The 16,897-nt window shown below is 67.0% G+C and carries 14 protein-coding genes and 1 pseudogene; 7 read left to right on the top strand and 8 right to left on the bottom strand.

The window, feature by feature from the left end; translation table 11 throughout:
• Positions 1-7 precede the first annotated feature (7 nt).
• Positions 8-751 (bottom strand): hypothetical protein, encoded by a 744-nt coding sequence (locus VFZ09_RS43360; RefSeq protein ID WP_329733694.1) that lies wholly within the window; start codon positions 749-751, stop codon positions 8-10.
• 220 nt (positions 752-971) lie between these two features.
• Here VFZ09_RS43360 and VFZ09_RS43355 point away from each other — a divergent pair, with 220 nt between their 5' ends.
• Both VFZ09_RS43355 and amrS read left to right on the top strand, forming a co-directional pair.
• A complete protein-coding gene (locus VFZ09_RS43355; protein ID WP_329733693.1) occupies positions 972-1,439 on the top strand; it encodes a ferritin-like domain-containing protein in 468 nt (155 codons plus the stop codon).
• A gap of 154 nt (positions 1,440-1,593) precedes the next feature.
• Positions 1,594-2,667 carry an AmmeMemoRadiSam system radical SAM enzyme gene (gene amrS / locus VFZ09_RS43350; protein WP_329733692.1) on the top strand — a complete coding sequence of 358 codons (1,074 nt, stop codon included), beginning with the start codon at positions 1,594-1,596 and terminating at the stop codon, positions 2,665-2,667.
• Positions 2,668-2,766: 99 nt separating this feature from the next.
• On the opposite strand, the gene VFZ09_RS43345 is transcribed toward amrS, so the two are convergent.
• Together VFZ09_RS43345 and VFZ09_RS43340 are read right to left on the bottom strand one after the other, a co-directional pair.
• Entirely contained in the window at positions 2,767-4,050 is a 1,284-nt protein-coding gene (locus VFZ09_RS43345; RefSeq protein ID WP_329733691.1) for a sugar-binding protein, read from the bottom strand.
• An 8-nt stretch (positions 4,051-4,058) separates the two neighbouring features.
• Entirely contained in the window at positions 4,059-8,108 is a 4,050-nt protein-coding gene (locus VFZ09_RS43340; protein ID WP_329733690.1) for a glycoside hydrolase family 19 protein, read from the bottom strand.
• 218 nt (positions 8,109-8,326) lie between these two features.
• Here VFZ09_RS43340 and VFZ09_RS43335 point away from each other — a divergent pair, with 218 nt between their 5' ends.
• On the top strand, positions 8,327-8,722 hold the full coding sequence (locus VFZ09_RS43335) for a hypothetical protein (RefSeq protein ID WP_329733689.1): 396 nt from the start codon (positions 8,327-8,329) through the stop codon (positions 8,720-8,722).
• A gap of 19 nt (positions 8,723-8,741) precedes the next feature.
• Here the strand turns inward: VFZ09_RS43335 and VFZ09_RS43330 are convergent, their stop codons facing one another.
• Positions 8,742-8,879, bottom strand: coding sequence for a hypothetical protein (locus tag VFZ09_RS43330; protein WP_329733688.1), 138 nt, complete (start codon positions 8,877-8,879; stop codon positions 8,742-8,744).
• 559 nt (positions 8,880-9,438) lie between these two features.
• Positions 9,439-9,543 (bottom strand): annotated as a pseudogene (locus VFZ09_RS43325) (hypothetical protein); the annotation flags it as partial.
• Between the two features lie 20 nt (positions 9,544-9,563).
• Between VFZ09_RS43325 and VFZ09_RS43320 the strand changes: the two are divergent.
• Positions 9,564-9,722: a hypothetical protein gene (locus VFZ09_RS43320; RefSeq protein WP_329733687.1), complete on the top strand. Its 159-nt coding sequence runs from the start codon at positions 9,564-9,566 to the stop codon at positions 9,720-9,722.
• A gap of 24 nt (positions 9,723-9,746) precedes the next feature.
• Here the strand turns inward: VFZ09_RS43320 and VFZ09_RS43315 are convergent, their stop codons facing one another.
• Positions 9,747-10,760: a hypothetical protein gene (locus VFZ09_RS43315; protein WP_329733686.1), complete on the bottom strand. Its 1,014-nt coding sequence runs from the start codon at positions 10,758-10,760 to the stop codon at positions 9,747-9,749.
• Positions 10,761-10,829: 69 nt separating this feature from the next.
• Between VFZ09_RS43315 and VFZ09_RS43310 the strand changes: the two genes are divergently transcribed.
• From VFZ09_RS43310 to ligD, 3 genes are all read left to right on the top strand, one after another.
• Complete coding sequence (locus tag VFZ09_RS43310) at positions 10,830-11,867, top strand: ferritin-like protein (protein ID WP_329733685.1); 1,038 nt, start codon at positions 10,830-10,832, stop codon at positions 11,865-11,867.
• On the top strand, positions 11,867-13,660 hold the full coding sequence (locus tag VFZ09_RS43305) for a hypothetical protein (protein WP_329733684.1): 1,794 nt from the start codon (positions 11,867-11,869) through the stop codon (positions 13,658-13,660). Before VFZ09_RS43310 ends, VFZ09_RS43305 begins: the two co-directional genes overlap by 1 nt.
• Positions 13,661-13,865: 205 nt before the next feature.
• Positions 13,866-14,930, top strand: a complete 1,065-nt coding sequence (ligD, locus tag VFZ09_RS43300) for a non-homologous end-joining DNA ligase (RefSeq protein WP_329733683.1) — start codon at positions 13,866-13,868, stop codon at positions 14,928-14,930.
• Between the two features lie 17 nt (positions 14,931-14,947).
• Here the strand turns inward: ligD and VFZ09_RS43295 are convergent, their stop codons facing one another.
• Together VFZ09_RS43295 and VFZ09_RS43290 are read right to left on the bottom strand one after the other, a co-directional pair.
• A complete protein-coding gene (locus VFZ09_RS43295; protein WP_329733682.1) occupies positions 14,948-16,039 on the bottom strand; it encodes an ATP-dependent DNA ligase in 1,092 nt (363 codons plus the stop codon).
• A 195-nt stretch (positions 16,040-16,234) separates the two neighbouring features.
• On the bottom strand, positions 16,235-16,897 hold the full coding sequence (locus tag VFZ09_RS43290; protein ID WP_329733681.1) for a hypothetical protein: 663 nt from the start codon (positions 16,895-16,897) through the stop codon (positions 16,235-16,237).

Raw genomic sequence — 16,897 nt, 5'->3', positions numbered from 1 at the left:
CCTCGCGTTACCAGGGAAGTTTGGGCAGCTTGATGAGGTCGGTGAACGTGCTCTTGACGTCCTTCCACGCCTCCTTGGCGGACTCCCTGGCCACGTCCACCACGTCCCCGGGCCGCATCTTGCCCAGCGCGACGAAGATCTGCCGGACGCCGTCCTGGGTGAACAGGTCCTTGAGGTCCGGCGTGGTGCCGATCTTCAGCAGATCCTGCGCGGGCAGGTTGTAGAGGCCGGACTGCACGTAGGCGTCGGGGTGCGAGTCGTAGGCGAACTTCTTGAAGGCCTCGGGGTCGCGCTCGAGCTGGGCGAAGCCGACGGGGTCCTCCATGCGCCTGGTCTCGATGGCCTCCTGGAGGGCCTTGAGGCAGCGGTCGCGCCACTCGAGCCCCTGGGGGGTGAGGTCCTTGGGCCCGAGGCTGGAGAAGCGGTCGCAGTACTTCTGGCCGTACTCCAGGTAGTAGTCGGGCGGCTTCATGCCGGGGTTGCGGCGGACGAAGTCGTCGTAGCGCTTGCGGTAGTAGTCCCGGGTGCCGGTGGGAATCTCGGCGGGCAGGTTGCGGGCGGCGTTGGTGCGGCCGGGGGTGACCGCCCGGGCCGTGGCGCGGGTGGTGCTCTCGAAGGCATCGCTGGAACGCGCCGGGGCGGCGGACGAGGCGGTGGCGGGCGAGCGGACGGTGTTCCTCTGCGCGACCGTGGGCTCCGTCTGGGCGGCCTGGGTCCGGGAGGGGGAGCTCCCCGGGCGTTGAATCCTCATGATTTGGGATTATCGCGAGTTCCGTCCGGAAGTTTCCACCCGCGTGCGACTCATACTCCGGGTGCGCACCGGATCACGGAGGGCCAGGGTTGCCCGCTCGCCGGGCGGCCGCGCGTCCGGGAAGTAGGGGATTGTCCCCCAGGGCCGCTTGAGGCGCCCCCACCGCCGCCCCAGTTTTGCGCGGCGCGGGAGCTCCCGCGTCTCACAGGAGGAGGACGGCATGGCGGCGATGGACTTGAACAAGATGCTCGAGCGGCTCAATGACCTGATCGCGCTCGACTACGACGCGGTGGGGGCGTACGAGGCGGCGATCAACCGCATCGACGTGGAGTCGCTGCGCATGAGCCTGCGGGGGTTCCAGGCGGACCATGAGCGCCACATCCAGGACCTGTCGAGGGTGGTGACGCAGCTGGGCGGCACGCCGAGGACGAAGCCGGATGCCAAGGGGTTCATCCTCAAGGGATTCACGGCGGTGACGTCGATGATGGGCAACGAGGCGGCGCTCCAGGCGATGCGGGGCAACGAGCTGCTGACCAACCGGACGTACCGCGCGGCGCTGGAGATGGAGTGGAGCGGCGAGACGCGCGCCATCATCGAGCGCAACTACTCGGACGAGCAGCGGCACCTGGCCTTCATCGAGAGCGCGCTGCGCAACCGCATCTGGGAGCAGGCGCCGGTGCAGCCGTAGGACAGGCGGAGCACCCGGGCGGCCAGGGTGGAAACCTGGCCGCCCGGCAACCAGGCCCCGGAGCCGGGGCGGTGGCCGGGACGGCTGCATGCTCCCTCCCGTGTTTCCTCATCTGTGGGTGGGCGGGAAGGACCCGCCCCACGGGGAGGGAGACATGCAAGAGAGCGAATATCCCGCGCGCTGGTGGCATGCGTTGGAGGACGGGCGCATCCAGTGCAACCTGTGCCCGCGCGACTGCAAGCTGCACGAGGGCCAGCGGGGCATGTGTTTCGTGCGTCAGCGCACGGGCGACCGGATGGTGCTGACGACGTATGGGCGCTCGTCGGGGTTCTGCGTGGACCCCATCGAGAAGAAGCCACTGGCGCACTTCCACCCGGGCAGCAGCGTGCTGTCGTTCGGGACGGCGGGGTGCAACCTGGCGTGCCGCTTCTGCCAGAACTGGGACATCTCCAAGTCCCGGCAGATGGACCGGCTCACCGACGAGGCGAGCCCCGAGGGGATTGCCCGGGCGGCGGAGCAGTACGGCTGCCGGAGCGTGGCCTTCACGTACAACGATCCGGTCATCTTCTCCGAGTACGCCATGGACGTGGCGGACGCGTGCCATGCGCGAGGCATCAAGACGGTGGCGGTGACGGCGGGGTACATGCATGCCGAGCCGCGCCGCGAGTTCTACGCGAAGATGGACGCGGCGAACGTGGACCTGAAGGCCTTCACGGAGGACTTCTACTTCCAGCTCACGGCGGCGCACCTGAAGCCGGTGCTGGAGACGCTCGAGTATCTGCGGCACGAGACGAAGACATGGCTGGAGATCACCACGCTGCTGATTCCGGGAAAGAACGACTCGGACGCGGAAGTGGGGGCGATGAGCGAGTGGCTGCTGAAGCACCTGGGCCCGGACGTGCCGTTGTTCTTCACGGCGTTCCACCCGGACTACAAGCTGCGGGACATCCCGGAGACGCCACCGGAGACGTTGAGGCGGGCGAGGGAGATCGCCCGCAGGGCGGGGCTGCGGTACGTGTACACGGGGAACACGCACGACCCGGCGGGCGAGACGACGCTGTGCCCGGACTGCGGCGGGGAGCTCATCGTGAGGGACTGGCACGACATCCTCACGTACCGGCTGACGGAAGAGGGGAAGTGCCCGGACTGCGGAGCGGGGATTCCGGGCCACTTCGACGCGAAGCCAGGAGACTTCGGCCGTCGCCGGCGCCCCGTCGCGGTGATGTAGCGCCTCCCTCCAGTGAGAGCAGAGCCGAAGCCACAAGAGGCGTGCCTGCCTCCTCCGGCGCTGCTCCGGCTTGCGCGGGCGCCCAGGCGGGAACCCGGCTCAACGAGAGGCGGTGTTTCCGCCGTCCACCGTGTCTGGAGTCGTGGACTTCATCAGATGGAGCAGCCCCATCTCGAAGGGCGCCCCGCGGTGCTTGAGGCTCGACGTGGCAATCATCGACTCCTGCCGGGGTGCCGCCGGGTCATCCGCATCCGAGGCGACGACCGTCAGGTTGACGAGTCCCTTGCGCAACTCGCGCACATAGAACTCGTCCGCGTAGCTGGCCGACGCGCCGATGAGGTCGAGCGGAAAACGGGCTTCGATCGTGTAACCGGTCGCGGTCTTGCGGTAGGCGGCCGTCACTTCCGGCAGGTCGCCCTCATCGGGGAACCAGCGCAGCACCTGCACCTTGTGGGTTCCGCGGATTGGCACCAGACCCAGTTGAATGGTCTTGGCCGGCTCGGGCTCCATCCGAGGTGCGAACGCCTCGTCCCATGGTGGGCCCGCGCGATCGAACCAGAGCTCCACATGGTCATGGCGGACACCGTTCTTCCCCGGAGCCGCGAGCACGACGACGTCATCGGTGAGTTCGATCAACAGGTACAGGAAGCCTTCGTCCCACAGCGCACGCAAGGAATAGGAGAGATCTTCGTTCGTCTCGAGAGTGCTCCGCTCGAAGATGATGTGGTCTGCTCGCCCCACGGGCAGCCGCGGTGCCCGCTGCCAGGCCGCATCCCGCCCATTCCCGTCGAGCTTGATCGCGCCCTTCCGGGGCAGCGCGTAGACATTGAGGAACTCCGCCCAGCGTGATTCTGAATCATCGTCGTGAGAGACCGTGCGCGTCGAGCGACCGACACCGCGCTCGTAGCGCGTGAGGACCTTTGCGGTCATGCCGGTGTTGCGGTCGAGGACGCTCTTGCTCTCACTCGCCAGCCGGAACCGAGACCCTGCCCGCTCGAAGCGGTACGCGTAGGTCCACATCGAATTGCTGCCGGCACTCTCACTGACCTCGAAGGCCTCTGGAGGATGGTCGTCCACCATCATCTCGAGCTGGATCGGTAGCATCCCACCACAGCAATGGAGAATGGGAACATCGAGGGCGGGAGGCGCGCCGGCCGGAGCACTGCTGAGCACCACGACGGCCCGCCGCGGCTCCTCGTCACCCCGGCGGGTGACGCAGGCGAGATCCTGTACCCCGTCCCCATCGAGATCACGCTCCCCGAGGTCCACACATTCGACGATCTCGTCCTTGAGCGTAGCATTCGATCCACCGCCGCCTGGCGCCGCGGTGGATGACCAGCCGGCCAGGAGCGCCGGCAGCAGATGTTTGAGCACGCATCGCATGGTCGGCCTCAGTCCATCAGGACACGCTTGGCGTTGTGGAACAGTTCCTGCCGCTCGCTCAGACCGTTTTCGCCGCCATTGACCACGCGGGTCACCTTTTTGACGCAAACATCGTCGGCGCTGGTTGCGACCGTGTTCAGATCCCTGACGTCATTGTAGCGCCAGAACCATCCCGCGACGTCGCACACGAGCCGTGGCTCGGTGGCCACTCGCGAGGGGTTCGCCGTCAGATCCTCGCCTATGAAGGCGCCGTATTTCGAGTAGTTGAATCGCCCCGTCAATTGCATCAACCCGCGTCCCTTGAACTTCTTCCCATCCTCGGGCCGGATATTGCCCAGATCGAAGCGTGCCTCGTATCTCTCGCCGGATGCCACCTCCTCCGAATAGAAGAAGGCTCCGCTCTCGTGTCCGATCTGGGCCAGGAAATGCGCCTGGAGGAGGGGCGTATTGATTTCGTAGCGCTCCATCGTCACATTGAGCCAGCCGATGTGCCTGGCGATATCGGTATTCCTCGCCCTCGGGATGATCCGTTTGAGTTGCTCCGCGGTGATCCCGCGCATCCGCTTCCACTGGGCGAGCACATTGATGGGATGCCAGTGCCACACCCTGGCCGGAGCAGGCGCCGCTCGGTCCCCCGCGAAGGCCGCACTCCAGAACTCGAGCTTCTTGATGTAGTCCAGTGTCGCCCGGTAGTTGGCCTCATCCAAATGCCAGGGTCCTGCCTTCAACCGGCTGAATTTCCGCTCCCAGTCGCCCCCGGAGTCCCACTCGCTGGGGTGTTGGCAGATGAGCTTGCGAAGCTTTCCTTTGACCTTCTCGTCGGTGAGCGCCTTCTGGATGGCCCGTGGTGTCGGAAGGCCGCTCCTGGCCGTTGCATCCCTCGCGGCTCCGCGCTCGTCTTTCTCGAGGAGGTTGATCAATGTCGGCACATCACACAGGCCGTCGTTGCTGAAGTGGGCCTCGGCGCCCTCTTCCTGGAGTTTCTGCCAGCCCTCCCAATCGTACGCGGAGGTCGCTGTGACACCCGAGTAGACGAACCTTCGGTCGGCAATATCGATGTGGAGGTTGATCCAGCCGCGCTTGCCGGGACCGTACTCGACCTCATGCCAACCCTCTCCGTTCTGGGTGCGGACCGGAGGCTCGGTCGTTGCCTCGAACTCGATGGGGGCGGTGTTCACGCCCGCGTTGACGGTGAAAGCGCTGTCGGGATCATCCGTGAGCACTTCCGTCAGGGTCTTGTTGAGTGAACCACCCCGGAAGTCCGCGGTTGCGTACCAACCATGGCAGCGCTCCGAGTCCTCGGTGACGACGATACGAATCTTCGCGAAGACTCCAACCTGCTTCTCGACGAACACGGCGTCACCACGCCTGGCGGTGATCTTCAACTCATCGGGGCGGTCCGCGGGTTTGTCTTGAAGGACCCATTGACGGTCCGAGGCAAGGGTGCACCTGCCAGCGCGCACTTCGCCCAACTCCGCCTGGGGCCACCAGCCGCTCTTGCCTCGATGGGAGATCTGCAGGTACGGGGTCCCGGCAATCGTGGCCGCCTGGAGCACGGTCACCTCGGCACCTGCCGCCGCGGCGAGCTCTATCTGTCGGGGTTCCGCGCGGAGCAGGCTCGACAGGTCGTCTGCGAGCCGGAAATGCCTGGGCGCGGGGTTGACGTATTTCCGCAGCTCGCGGGACCGCTTCCAACCCACGATGTCAGTCTCATGGCGCTGGACCTTCTTGTACTCGCGTTTCGCCACGCTGGCATTACCGAGGTACTCGAGCGCGGCCCCAACCGCCGCATCGATGCGCAGTCCCTCCTTCTCCGTGTCCGCGTCCGTGTTCGGCCTCTGGGCCACGAGCTTCTCGAGCGCGCGGGTGAGCACGAAGCGGTTCCTCAGGACCGGACCCAACTCGGCCTTGCGCGCCCAGGCCGTGGCTTCCACCGCGGAGGCATTGCGGAAGGTCACCTGAATCCACGTCTCATTCGACGTGGTCTCCTCGCCAGCATCCTCAAGCTCCGAGCCGGCGGGCACGGTGCGGCCCCTTTGCATCTCCTCGCGCGTGGTGGGCACGACGGGAAGGAAGGGGACGGGCGAGGCAGGCTTGTAGACGTGTTTCAGGGGATCGAGGCTTCCCAGCAACGCCTTCGGTGTCCACCCGCTCTCCGAGTTCAGGCGGACCTTGCGGAAGACCTCGGGTACCTGCTGCTCGGCATCGTGCCGGACGCATCGTCCGATGGAAAGCTCGACGGCATCGGTTGGGGCTGGGGGAGAAATCCAATCAGAGGGTTTGCGAGAAACCGCAGAAGGTACCGCGGCGGCCGGGCAGTACGCCTGCGCGTAGAAGTCGCCGAGCTCATGCTCTCGTGCCCATCCGTCCACGGGCGTGGTCCTCGTGCCCACCAGCTTCTGGTAGCGGACGTGCTTGTACGTCTCATCGACCTTTTTCGTGTCCAGGGGTTCGAGGTAATCGCCACGACTCGCTCGCGACTGCACGGTCGTCACCTCTGGCTCCTTGCACCAGCAGGAAGGGAGGCTCTCGAGAAGCGGATCGACGGGGTCGAGCACGGTGTAGCCCTCACCGAAGTACTCCCCGAGTTCGCTGATGCGTTTCCACCCGACGACCTCATATCGGAAGTACTGGGCGTGCCCCGACCCCTGATTCTGCCGGACCAACTCCAGCGAGTCCTTCACTCGGAGGTCCACGACAACCTTGGGAGGCAGGGCGCCAGGGGTGGCCTGGCGGAGCTTGAAGACGGTACCGGGCGGGAGCCGGAACTTCGTTCCGAACCAGTGCTCGTTGTGGGGGTTCTTTGCGAACTCGGGATCCGTGGTGAAGAGTTCGAAGTGGACGAGGTTGCTCGTCGAGGGAGCAGGAGGCGCGGGCGCTTCTTCGAACTCACGCAGGAAGGTGCCGGCATAACCGAGCGGAGTGCCGCGCTCGATCTCGATAGGCCTCGCCGGTACCACCACATCGTCGAACTTCTCGGGCTCGATGATGGCCCAGTCGAGTTCCATCGTCGTGTCGTCCACGAAGATGAAGCCGCCGGCCTCCAGCTCGTAGAACTTCCTGTCGGGCCGCTTGACGGCGAGCGGATCCTTGAAGCGGACGAGCTCTCCCTTGGGGAGGATTCGGAGGACGGGGGCATCATTGTCCCCCCGCTCCCGGACGGCGAGCCCCAACTTCGCTCTGTCCGCGGGCGCGTCATCGCCCCCGGTGAGCCGGAGGTTCGCCGCCAGGGCCGAGTCCTTCAGGTCCGCGTAGCCCTGGATGGAGCCGTAGGCGACCCTGAAGAGCGCATCCTTCCGGGCATGACGGCTCCACGAGGCATGAGAAGGGCTCTCCCGAGAGGCTTGAAACATCGCATTGGCTGGGATGTCTCCCAACTTCTGGCTGGAGTCGTCGGCACGCCAGACCGGAATGAGCGCGGTGGCAATCCATTGCGTGGTTGCCCGCTCTTCGCGCGAGTTGCTCCGATCGATCTTCGCCCAGCCCTCGAGGCCGTTCCAGCGCACCTTCACGAAGCCTCTGTATTCCCGAGTGGTCGACCAGTGTCCCGCCGGTGCGGCCCCCGGAACCGGAACGACCAGCGCGCCCCGAGGGATGACACCCACGATGGTCGCCGCCGATGCGTCGCTCCGGACGTTGACGCCACGGCCGTCTCGATCCGTCTTGATCTTCTTCGGGTGTCTTTCGGCGAGAAAACGCGGAGGAATCAGGGCCGGATTGTTGCGATAGGCGGCCCAGGGAAGTACGTGCATCAGCAGCGAGTAGAAGGTCGCCTTGTGGCCCAGTGGCGTCTGCACCTCGTGGCGCAGGAGAACGAAGCCGCTGGAGTACTCCATCTTGGCCTCTTCGACCTCTGCCACGAGTGGATCCTTGTTGATGCGGTAGGCAACGAGGACGCCGTCCCGTATGGCGATGAGTGGCTTGTCGGTGCGAAGGTGCACGCCTCCATGCCAGAAGCCGTTGGTACCGACTGGGAAGAAGCCATCAGGCCCCGTCTCGTTACCACTGAAGAGCGGGTCCTCTGACGCCACTCCTTCAATAGGAAAGTTCACGTCCACGGCTGTCCCCCCTCTTTACTCTCGGCGACTCGAGACGGCGTACCTGCCACGCGGGTGAAGAGGTCCAGGACCCTTCAACCGTCGTAGGCAGTCAGCATATCCCGGGAAACGGCTTTCCGTCATTGCAGTTGCTTCGAGTGCGCCCTTGACCGCAGGGGCCGAGTGAGCTTGCCCCGGCGACATGGCTCTCCCGCAGTTTGTGTGAATCCTGGGCGCATGTGGATGGTGGCACGAATGAGATTTGTGCGCTTGCTGGCGCCCCTCGCTCGCCCTGGCTGTCCGTCCGGGTCCTCTATTCCAACATCCTCCTGGCCCAGCACCTCGGGGAGATGGCCTACGAGGACCTCTGCTACATGCCGAACGGTGGCAGAGCCCTGCCCACCTGGGAGCGGCTGTTCGCACCCCTGGTGTTCGGTGCATGCGGCGCGCTGAAGACGGCGCCGCTCGAGTTCCCCCCGAGCCTGGAGGAGACCTCTCTGCGCCGGCACATCGCCGAGTGGCTCGAGGAGCTCGCCTCCACCGTCGCCCTGCTTCGCATCCCCCTCGTGGGCTGCACCGCCACCTTCGCCTCGCTCCCCAGCATCGCGCTGCTGGGGGCCATCAAGAAGGCCTGACCCTCCTGGGCGGCGCCAATTACGAGGGAGAGATGGCCGAGGGGCTGCGAGTCTTCTCGGGGAAGAGCGAGCAGAGCTTCGTCGGCTTCTTGAAGCAGTTCCGCAGTGGCACCCGGCCTCCTCCTCCCATCATCGCCGGCAGGCCCTGCGAGGCCATGGACGAGCTTCCCCCGCCGGACCATCCGGCCCGCCCCGAAAGCCTGGGGCGGGCCGCCGCATGGACAGAACGAGCGGTGTTACCCGCACCAGCTGCCGTCGCCGTACTTGTTGCAGTAGTCGATGCAGATGGAAGGACCGCCGGGGGTGTAGCATTCGCTGCCGTCGCAACAAATCATGCTGAAGTCTTGAGCGTGCTTCGTACCATCGGACCCGCCGCACTTCGTCACACACTCGTCGGCGGAACCGGTGCACGCGGTGCCGTCGGCGCACACGATGTGCACCTCTCCGGTTCTATCGGTCGCGGAGCCTCCACAACCTGCCAGCATCCCCACTGCAATCAACCCTGCGATGATTGCGCTGCGCATACTGTGATGTGTCTCCTGGGTGGGCACTGCGCGGGCCACGTTAAGCGAGGCAGTCAGCCCCAGGTGGAAGGAAATGGACCTGCCGAAGGTGACGAGTGTCCGTATCGTGGTTTCCCCATACGCTGCCTGGCCAGACGTTGATCCGCCCAGGGCGCGGGTGTCGCGAGCTTCAGCGGCGACAGCGCGCGCGGCTCAGTTCACGCTCACCGCGAACCAGGCAGCGGCCACGCCGCTGACCTCGGGACTGCCCGTGCCATAGAGGTCCGACGCGGCACTGAGGGTGGCCACCCGCGCCCCCGCGTAGCTCCGGCCAGCAGGTGCGCATCGGCTCCCGGACGGAGGACGTGGACAACACGGGCTGGGGCACTCCGGCCAACTCGGGCCTGTGGGTCAGCCCCGATTTCGTCATCCACGTCTTCGACGGCAACGGCAACCTGGTGGAGGGCAGGGTCTCCCTCAACCAGTACGGCTGCTGAGGCCCCTGGGGCCGCTGCGCCCCCTCACTGCTTCCGCCACCTTCCGATATCCCCCCACGTCGGCGCCGCCTTGGCCGGCGCCTCCCTGGGCGGCGCCGTCATGAGCGCGCCCTCGGCGGCCTGCGGGCCCGGCGTGCTCGGCGGGTCGAAGAGCTGGCAGAGCGGGAGGGTGGCCGGGTCGAGCCCGCTGACCTGCGCCCACGTCTTCGCCGGCTCCGGCTGCACGGGCGCGAAGTTCGTGTAGTTCTGGCTCACGATGGGTGCGTTGGCCGGAGGCATCGGATAGCCGGAGAAGTAGAACGACTGCGGCTGCACCACGCCGTTCACCGGCGCGAACGCGTAGCCGAAGAGGATGGCGGGGTCCTGCGTGCGATCGGGGCTGGCGCCGGTCTGGATGGGACGGCCGTTGGCCGCGGAGACCCAGAACGAATAGCCCTGCCCGCCGGTGCCAAGCTGTGCGCTGTCGCCCTGGCTGTACGGCAGATGCTTGACGAAGTCGCGGCGCGGCGGGTGGTTCCACTTCGAGAACAGACACACCGGCGGCATCCCCTTGGGCCGGTCCTCGGGGTACGTCACGAAGAACGCCGCGTTGCCGAGGGAGATGAACGAGCAGGTGAACTGGTTGTCGATCGGGAAGATGGGCAGGCAGCGCTTCTCGTAGTGCTCCATCATCGCGCCATCGCCCGAGGGACCGCGCCACGTCGAGTCGTAATAGGTCGCCCCGTACGACACCTCGTAGTCGGTGCCCTCCTGCAGCGGCGCGGGCGGGCGGCCGTCGTACGGCGGCAGGTGCGTCTGGTAGTTCTGGAAGACGCGGTACATCGTCCAGTTCGAGGTCCAGTACGGCGGGTAGATCGGATCCGCGGGCTCGCCCGGGCCGCGCACGTAGCGGCAATCGGGCGACGCGCACGGGCTGTCATCCTGGTTGTTGTGGACGCCATACGTCTCGTACACGGCGCCGTCGTTCACGTTCGCCTTGTGATGGCTGCATGCGGCGAGGGGCAGGATCAGGAGGATGGAGGTTGCGCTGGATCTCATTCGGGAGAGGCACCCTTTCCGGAAGGAATGAGTTCCATCATAGCGGGAGATCGGTCTAGGTTGAGCCGCATGATACGCCTGCAATTGAAATCAATCGCTTCCGTCGAAGATGCCTGGTCGATGTTGCAGACGGCCATCGGCGTCGAGTTCGGGACGCTGCCGCCCTATCTCTACGCGATGTTCTCGATCCGGCGGGGCGAGAACGACGCCGCCTTCGGACGGATCAAGTCGATCCTGATGCAGGAGATGGTTCACATGTGCCTGGCGTGCAACATCCTGAACGCGCTGGGCGGCCAGCCCAGGCTGACCCCGCCGGTCTATCCCGGACCGCTGCCGGGCGACATCGGCCCGCCCGGCGGGCAGCCGCTGATCATCAACCTCCTCCCCTTCTCGCAGAAGGCGATGTGGCAGGGGATGCAGATCGAGCAGCCGGAATCGCCGCCGGACTTCCCCATCCAGACGCTGATGCTCCGCGCCACGCAAGCCGCGCCCCAGACCGTCACGATCGGTCAGTTCTACGACGCGCTCGACGCGTTCCTCGCGACACTCCCGCCCGAGTCATGGATACCGGGCCGCAATCAGATCGACGACTCGCAGTTCTTCTCCGGGCAGCTCTTCCCCATCAACTCGTATGACGACGCGCATCGCGCGATCCAGGACATCGTCTCCGAGGGAGAGGGAGCGAAGGACGACCCGCTCGATTTCCAGAACGAGCTCGCGCACTACTACCGCTTCGGCGAGGTCTACCACGACAAGGTCCTGACGAAGTCGGCGGAGCCGCCGGGATACACCTGGGGCCCGAGGCCGCTCGGTGTCGACTGGTCCGCCGTCTATCCGGCGATCGAGAATCCCGGCACGCATGACTTCTCGAACGATCCGCCCGCCGCGCGGGCGGCGCAGGCCGCGTGCAACGAGGCGTATTCGCGCATGGTCGACGAGCTGCAACTCGCCGTCACCGGCGAGCAGGGCCGCCTCGGCAACGCGGTCCGCGCGATGTTCGATCTGCGCATGGCCGCGTACGCCGCCCTCACCACTCCGCTCGCCGACCCGGCGTACGTCGCCGGCCCGAGCTTCCTGTACACGCCGACCTCTGGAGGAACGTACTGATGAGCGTCCTCGAAACGCCGCGCATTCTCTTCAGTGGTGAGATCGACTGGGATCCGATCGTCACCAACAACTACGATGACTTCTACAACGAGCTCGACAGCGAGACGATCTTCCCGACGGTCGCGGAGCGGGTGAAGGCGTTCCGCCAGGAGGCGATCGCCGCGGTGCGGCCGCCGAAGATCAACTGGAATCCGCACGGCACCCACCGCTCGAACTTCTACAACACGGAGATCAGCGGCGCGGACCTCGGCGGCGGCGTCGTGAACACCGATGCGTTCGTCGGCTCGCCCGCGAACTTCCGCGGCATGCTCGTGGATCTCGAGCCGTACGGCGCGTTCACGTCGCAGCTCTTCTTCGATGCGCTCAGCTTCGGCATCGAGGGAGGCTGCCGCATCGTCGCACCGCGCAGCAGCCGCTTCTCCGCGCGCTACATCAACTTCAGCCGCTATCTCGGCAAGGACAAGTTCCGCGCTGGCGTCGCCTCGGTCGTCTGGCAGTCGTCCTTCGCGAAGGAGACGCTGACGATCGATGCGTTCAATTCGGACGTGCTCCAGAAGCTGCGGGAGGCCTTGAAAGCCGACGACGTCGCGGGCCTGACCGTGCAGTGGAACACCTATCGCACGATCTACTTCAATGACCCGAGCTACACGCAGGACAACCTGAAGCCGCCGGAGCAGCTGATCGCGGACTTGAACGGCGGCGGATTCCAGCCGAATCCGGCGCGCAGCAGGGTCGTCGGGGTGATTGGCCTCTGGCGCCGCAACGAGCCGGCGAACGAGCCGGGCGACCGCACGCTGCTCGTCTCGGGCAACAACTCCGTCAGCACGGCGCACGCGCGCGTCACCGGCAGCTCGCTCACGCTCGATCTGTCGAACAGCATCAGCGAGACCGGTACTGATCTGCAGAAGCAGGACCTCGGCGCTCTGAACGTCGTGGCGGTTCCGTCGAGCGGCAACCCCGTCACGCTCGGCACGCTCACCTATCCGCAGTACGACAAGCAGGCGTACCTCGCGACGTCGGGCATCGTGACGATTCCGCTCACCGCGGATGGCGCGAAGCTCGCCACGGAGGGCGCGCTGCAACTGCGGGACTCGCAAGGCAATGTGCTGCTCGAGGAGACCGACCTGCGCGCGGTGCCGCTCGTGCAGAACCTCTACCTCGACGAGGGGCAGACCGGCATGGCGGTGTTCCAGGTCTACAATCGCGGCGTGCCGGCCGGCGAGGGCATCAGCGTCACGATCGCCGTCATGTCCGCGGATGGAAGCACGATCCTCACGTCCTTCGCGCTCACGACGGCGGCTGACGGCACGGTGAGCTTCCCGGTGCCCGGCCTTCAGGGCAGCATCACCGCGTACGTGGCGATTCCGGGGCCCAACCCGCAGCTGCCGGCGGACGGTATCAATCCCCCCGTCAACACCTATATGTACGTGCGCGTGCTCGCGGCCGACAGCACCCTCGCGGCGCTACCGCCCACGTGGGACAACGTCTATCGCCACGTGCTCTCGAACTGGAAGGCGATGGCGCCGTGCATGGACAACTGGCTCGATCTCGAGAGCGAGCAGCAGGTCCGCGCGTACGGCTCACTGATTCGCAAGCTGACGAGCCCCTCGGCGTTCGAGAACTTCCGCTACATGCCCGTCACGAGAGATCTCACGGCCGGTGCGCGCACGCTGCTCTACAACTTCCTCGGCGAGGTGCCGGAACAGAGCCGCGCCGCCGCGCTGGCCCCAGACACCGCCAAGGCACCGGAGGGGGTCAACTTCGCGAAGCTGAGCCGGAATCATCGGAGCTAGCGCGACGCGGAGGCACGGAGCAGCCAGCCTCCCATAGGTGAAACGGAGTTGGCCTCGTTACCAGCATTCTTGGCAAAGTCGCCAAGCTCTTTGGCGAAATCACCAAGAAGATGGGTATCGGCAGGACTCGCCCGGCTACCGAGCAGCCGGGCGCTCCCCTCCTCCCTCCGGTCACCCGTCTCATGTCTGGACTTACCTTGTGGACATGTCCGACGCGTTCACCCACCTGGAGGTCGCGGGCCATCCCGTGCGCATCAGCCGGCCGGACAAGGTGTTCTTCTCCGCGCGCGGCGAGACGAAGCTCGACCTCATCGAGTACTACCTGGCCGTCGGTGAGGGCCTGCTTCGCGGCGTGCGCGAGCGCCCGTGTGCCCTCAAGCGCTACCCGGACGGCGCCGAGGGCGCGTTCTTCTTCCAGAAGCGGGTTCCGGCCGGCGCGCCCGAGTGGCTCCAGACCACCGAGGTGACCTTCCCCAGCGGCCGGCGCGCGGACGAGCTCTGCCCGGTGGACCTGGCGCACGTCGTCTGGGCGGTGAACCTCGGCTGTCTGGACTTCAACCCGCATCCGGTCCGCCGGAGCGACCTCTCGCATCCGGACGAGCTCCGCATCGACCTCGACCCGCAGCCGGGCGTGCGCTTCTCCTCCGTGCGCGAGGTGGCCCTGTGCGTGCGCGAGGTGCTCGAGGAGTACGGGCTCGTCGGCTACCCGAAGACGTCCGGCTCGCGGGGCATGCACGTCTATGTCCGGCTCGCCCCGCGCTGGGACTTCCCCCAGGTCCGCCACGCCGCGCTCGCGCTCGCGCGGGAGGTGGAGCGGCGCATGCCGCGCAAGGCCACGAGCGCCTGGTGGAAGAAGGAGCGCGGCCGGCGGGTGTTCGTGGACTTCAACCAGAATGCGAAGGACAGGACCATCGCGTCTGTCTATTCCGTGCGGGCCAACGCCGAGGCACGCGTGTCCTGCCCGCTGCGCTGGGATGAGGTCGCGGACGTGGAGCCCGAGGCGCTCACGCTCGCCACGGTGCCCCGGCGCTACAAGAAGCTCGGCGACGTCTGGGAAGAGATGGATGCGCGGCCCTTCGCGCTCGACAGCCTTCTCGAGCTCTTCGAGCGGCAGAAGGCCGAGGGGCTCGGGGAGGCCCCCTTCCCTCCCCACTTCGAGAAGCAGAAGGACGAGCCGCTCCGGGCGCCGCCCCGAGAGGGCACTCTGCGCGCGAAACCGGCGCTCGCGGCCCGTGCGAAGCGGCAGCCGCGCCGCGGCGGAAGCCGCTGAGGCCGGGAGCGGCGCCTTCAATGGGCCGGGGCGGCCTCGGACTCGGAGGCGAAGACCTCGGCGAGCTCGGCCGGCACCGAGCGCTCCAGTTGCGCGTAGGTGCACGAGCGCGGCGTCCGGTCCGGGCGCCACCTCCGGAAGTGCGTGGCGTGGCGGAAGCGCATGCCCTGCAGGTGGTCATACGCCACCTCGACGACGAGCTCCGGGCGCACGGGCTCCCAGCTCAGGTCGCGCTGCCCGCTCCAGCGGCTCTGGGCCCCCGGCATCCGCACCGCGGCGTCCTCCACCTCGGCCCACTCGCGCCAGGGGTGCGTCTCCATCGCCCGCTTCCGGTACGGCTCGAGCTTCTTCGCGAGCTCCCCCCGCTGCTTCGCGGAGAAGCTCGTGGCGACGCCCGCGTGCTGCAGCGTGCCGTGCTCATCGTAGAGGCCGAGCACCAACGAGCCGACCCCCTTCCCGTCCTTGTGCCAGCGAAAGCCACCGACGACACAGTCCGCGGTGCGCTCGTGCTTCACCTTGTACATCTCGCGCTTGCCCTCGAGGTACGGCAGGCCGAGCGGCTTGACGACGACCCCATCGAGCCCGGCGCCCTCGAAGCGGCTGAACCAGGCCTCGGCCACCTCGCGGCTGCGCGTGGCGGGCGTGAGGTGGATGGGCGCACGGACCCCCGCGAGCGCCTTCTGGAGCAACGTCCTGCGCTCCTGGAAGGGCAGCGTCCGCAAGTCCCGCTTGTCGAGCGCGAGCAGGTCGAACGCCACGAACGAGGCGGGCGTCTCCACCGAGAGCTTCCGGATGCGGGAAGCCGCCGGGTGGATGCGCTGCAACAGCGCGTCGAAGTCGAGCCCGCCGTCCTCGCCCACGATGACGATCTCACCGTCGACGACGCAGCGGCGCGGCAGATGCGTGCGGCTCGACTCGACGAGCTCGGGGAAGTAGCGCGTCATCGGCCGCTCGTTGCGGCTGCCGAGGATGACCTCGTCCCCGTCGCGGTAGACGATGGCGCGGAAGCCGTCCCATTTGGGCTCGTAGAGCACCTCGCCTTCCTCCGGGAGCTCCCGCTCCAGCTTCGCGAGCATGGGTGACACCGGAGGCATGACGGGCAGTTTCATGAAGGGAAGCTGGGCCCGGCCAGGACGGTGATCAACCCGGAGCACGGGCGGCCCGGCCGCTGATGCCTGCTCGCTCAGCGGCCGGGTCATCCGGCGGGAGGGGCTCCGGCCTCTGGAGCGGGAGCCGGCGCCGCCTGCCGCCCAGGACGACGAGGAGGGCAGCGCCCAGCACGGCTTTTCGGGGGGGCGTCGCGCTCAGGCCGCCGAGGTGACGGACAGCACCGGGGCCTCGGCGGGCGCCGCCGTCTCCGTCTCGGCGGGCTTGCTGGCCAGGGGCTCGAGGCTCGTGCCCTGGGGCCCCACCTTCTCCACCGCCAGGGCGTAGCTGTCGTCGCCGTCGGACGTCAGCGTCACCCGGGCGTTGGGGCCCTTGAACTCGACGGTGGCCGTGGTGATGCCATTGACGATGGCGTAGCACTGCCACTGCTGCGCGGTGCTGACGCTGGTCTGGTTGTGCTCATCCACCACGGTGACGACCGCCACGGGCGTTCCCGTCTGCTTGATGGTCATCTGCACCGGCGCGCGCCAGGTGTTCTCACACACGATGGCCGAGACCTGCGTCCCCGGATACGCGACGAGCCGGAAGTCGTAGAAGCCGTTCTCCGCGACGACCTGGGCCACCAGCACCTGGGAGGAGCCGCTGAAGGAGACCTCGTTGGAGGTGAGCGTCATGTCCTCCATCTGCGTCACCGCGACGGCGGTGTAGCCACTGCCCTGGGTGGGGATGGACGCCTCTCCGCCAGCGTGCACTCCGACACGGACGGCCATGTGTTGATGCTGGACGCCTTGCAGCAGCCGGAACTCGGCGGACGCGGCGGAGCTCGCGGGGACCTGGTTGACGAGGGTGATGCGGGTCAT

The sequence above is a fragment of the Archangium sp. genome, from assembly GCF_036277355.1.
In the GTDB taxonomy this organism is placed as follows: Bacteria; Myxococcota; Myxococcia; order Myxococcales; family Myxococcaceae; genus Archangium.
Note: the sequence above shows the minus strand (reverse complement) of the source record. Positions and strands in the feature narration are given on the sequence as shown.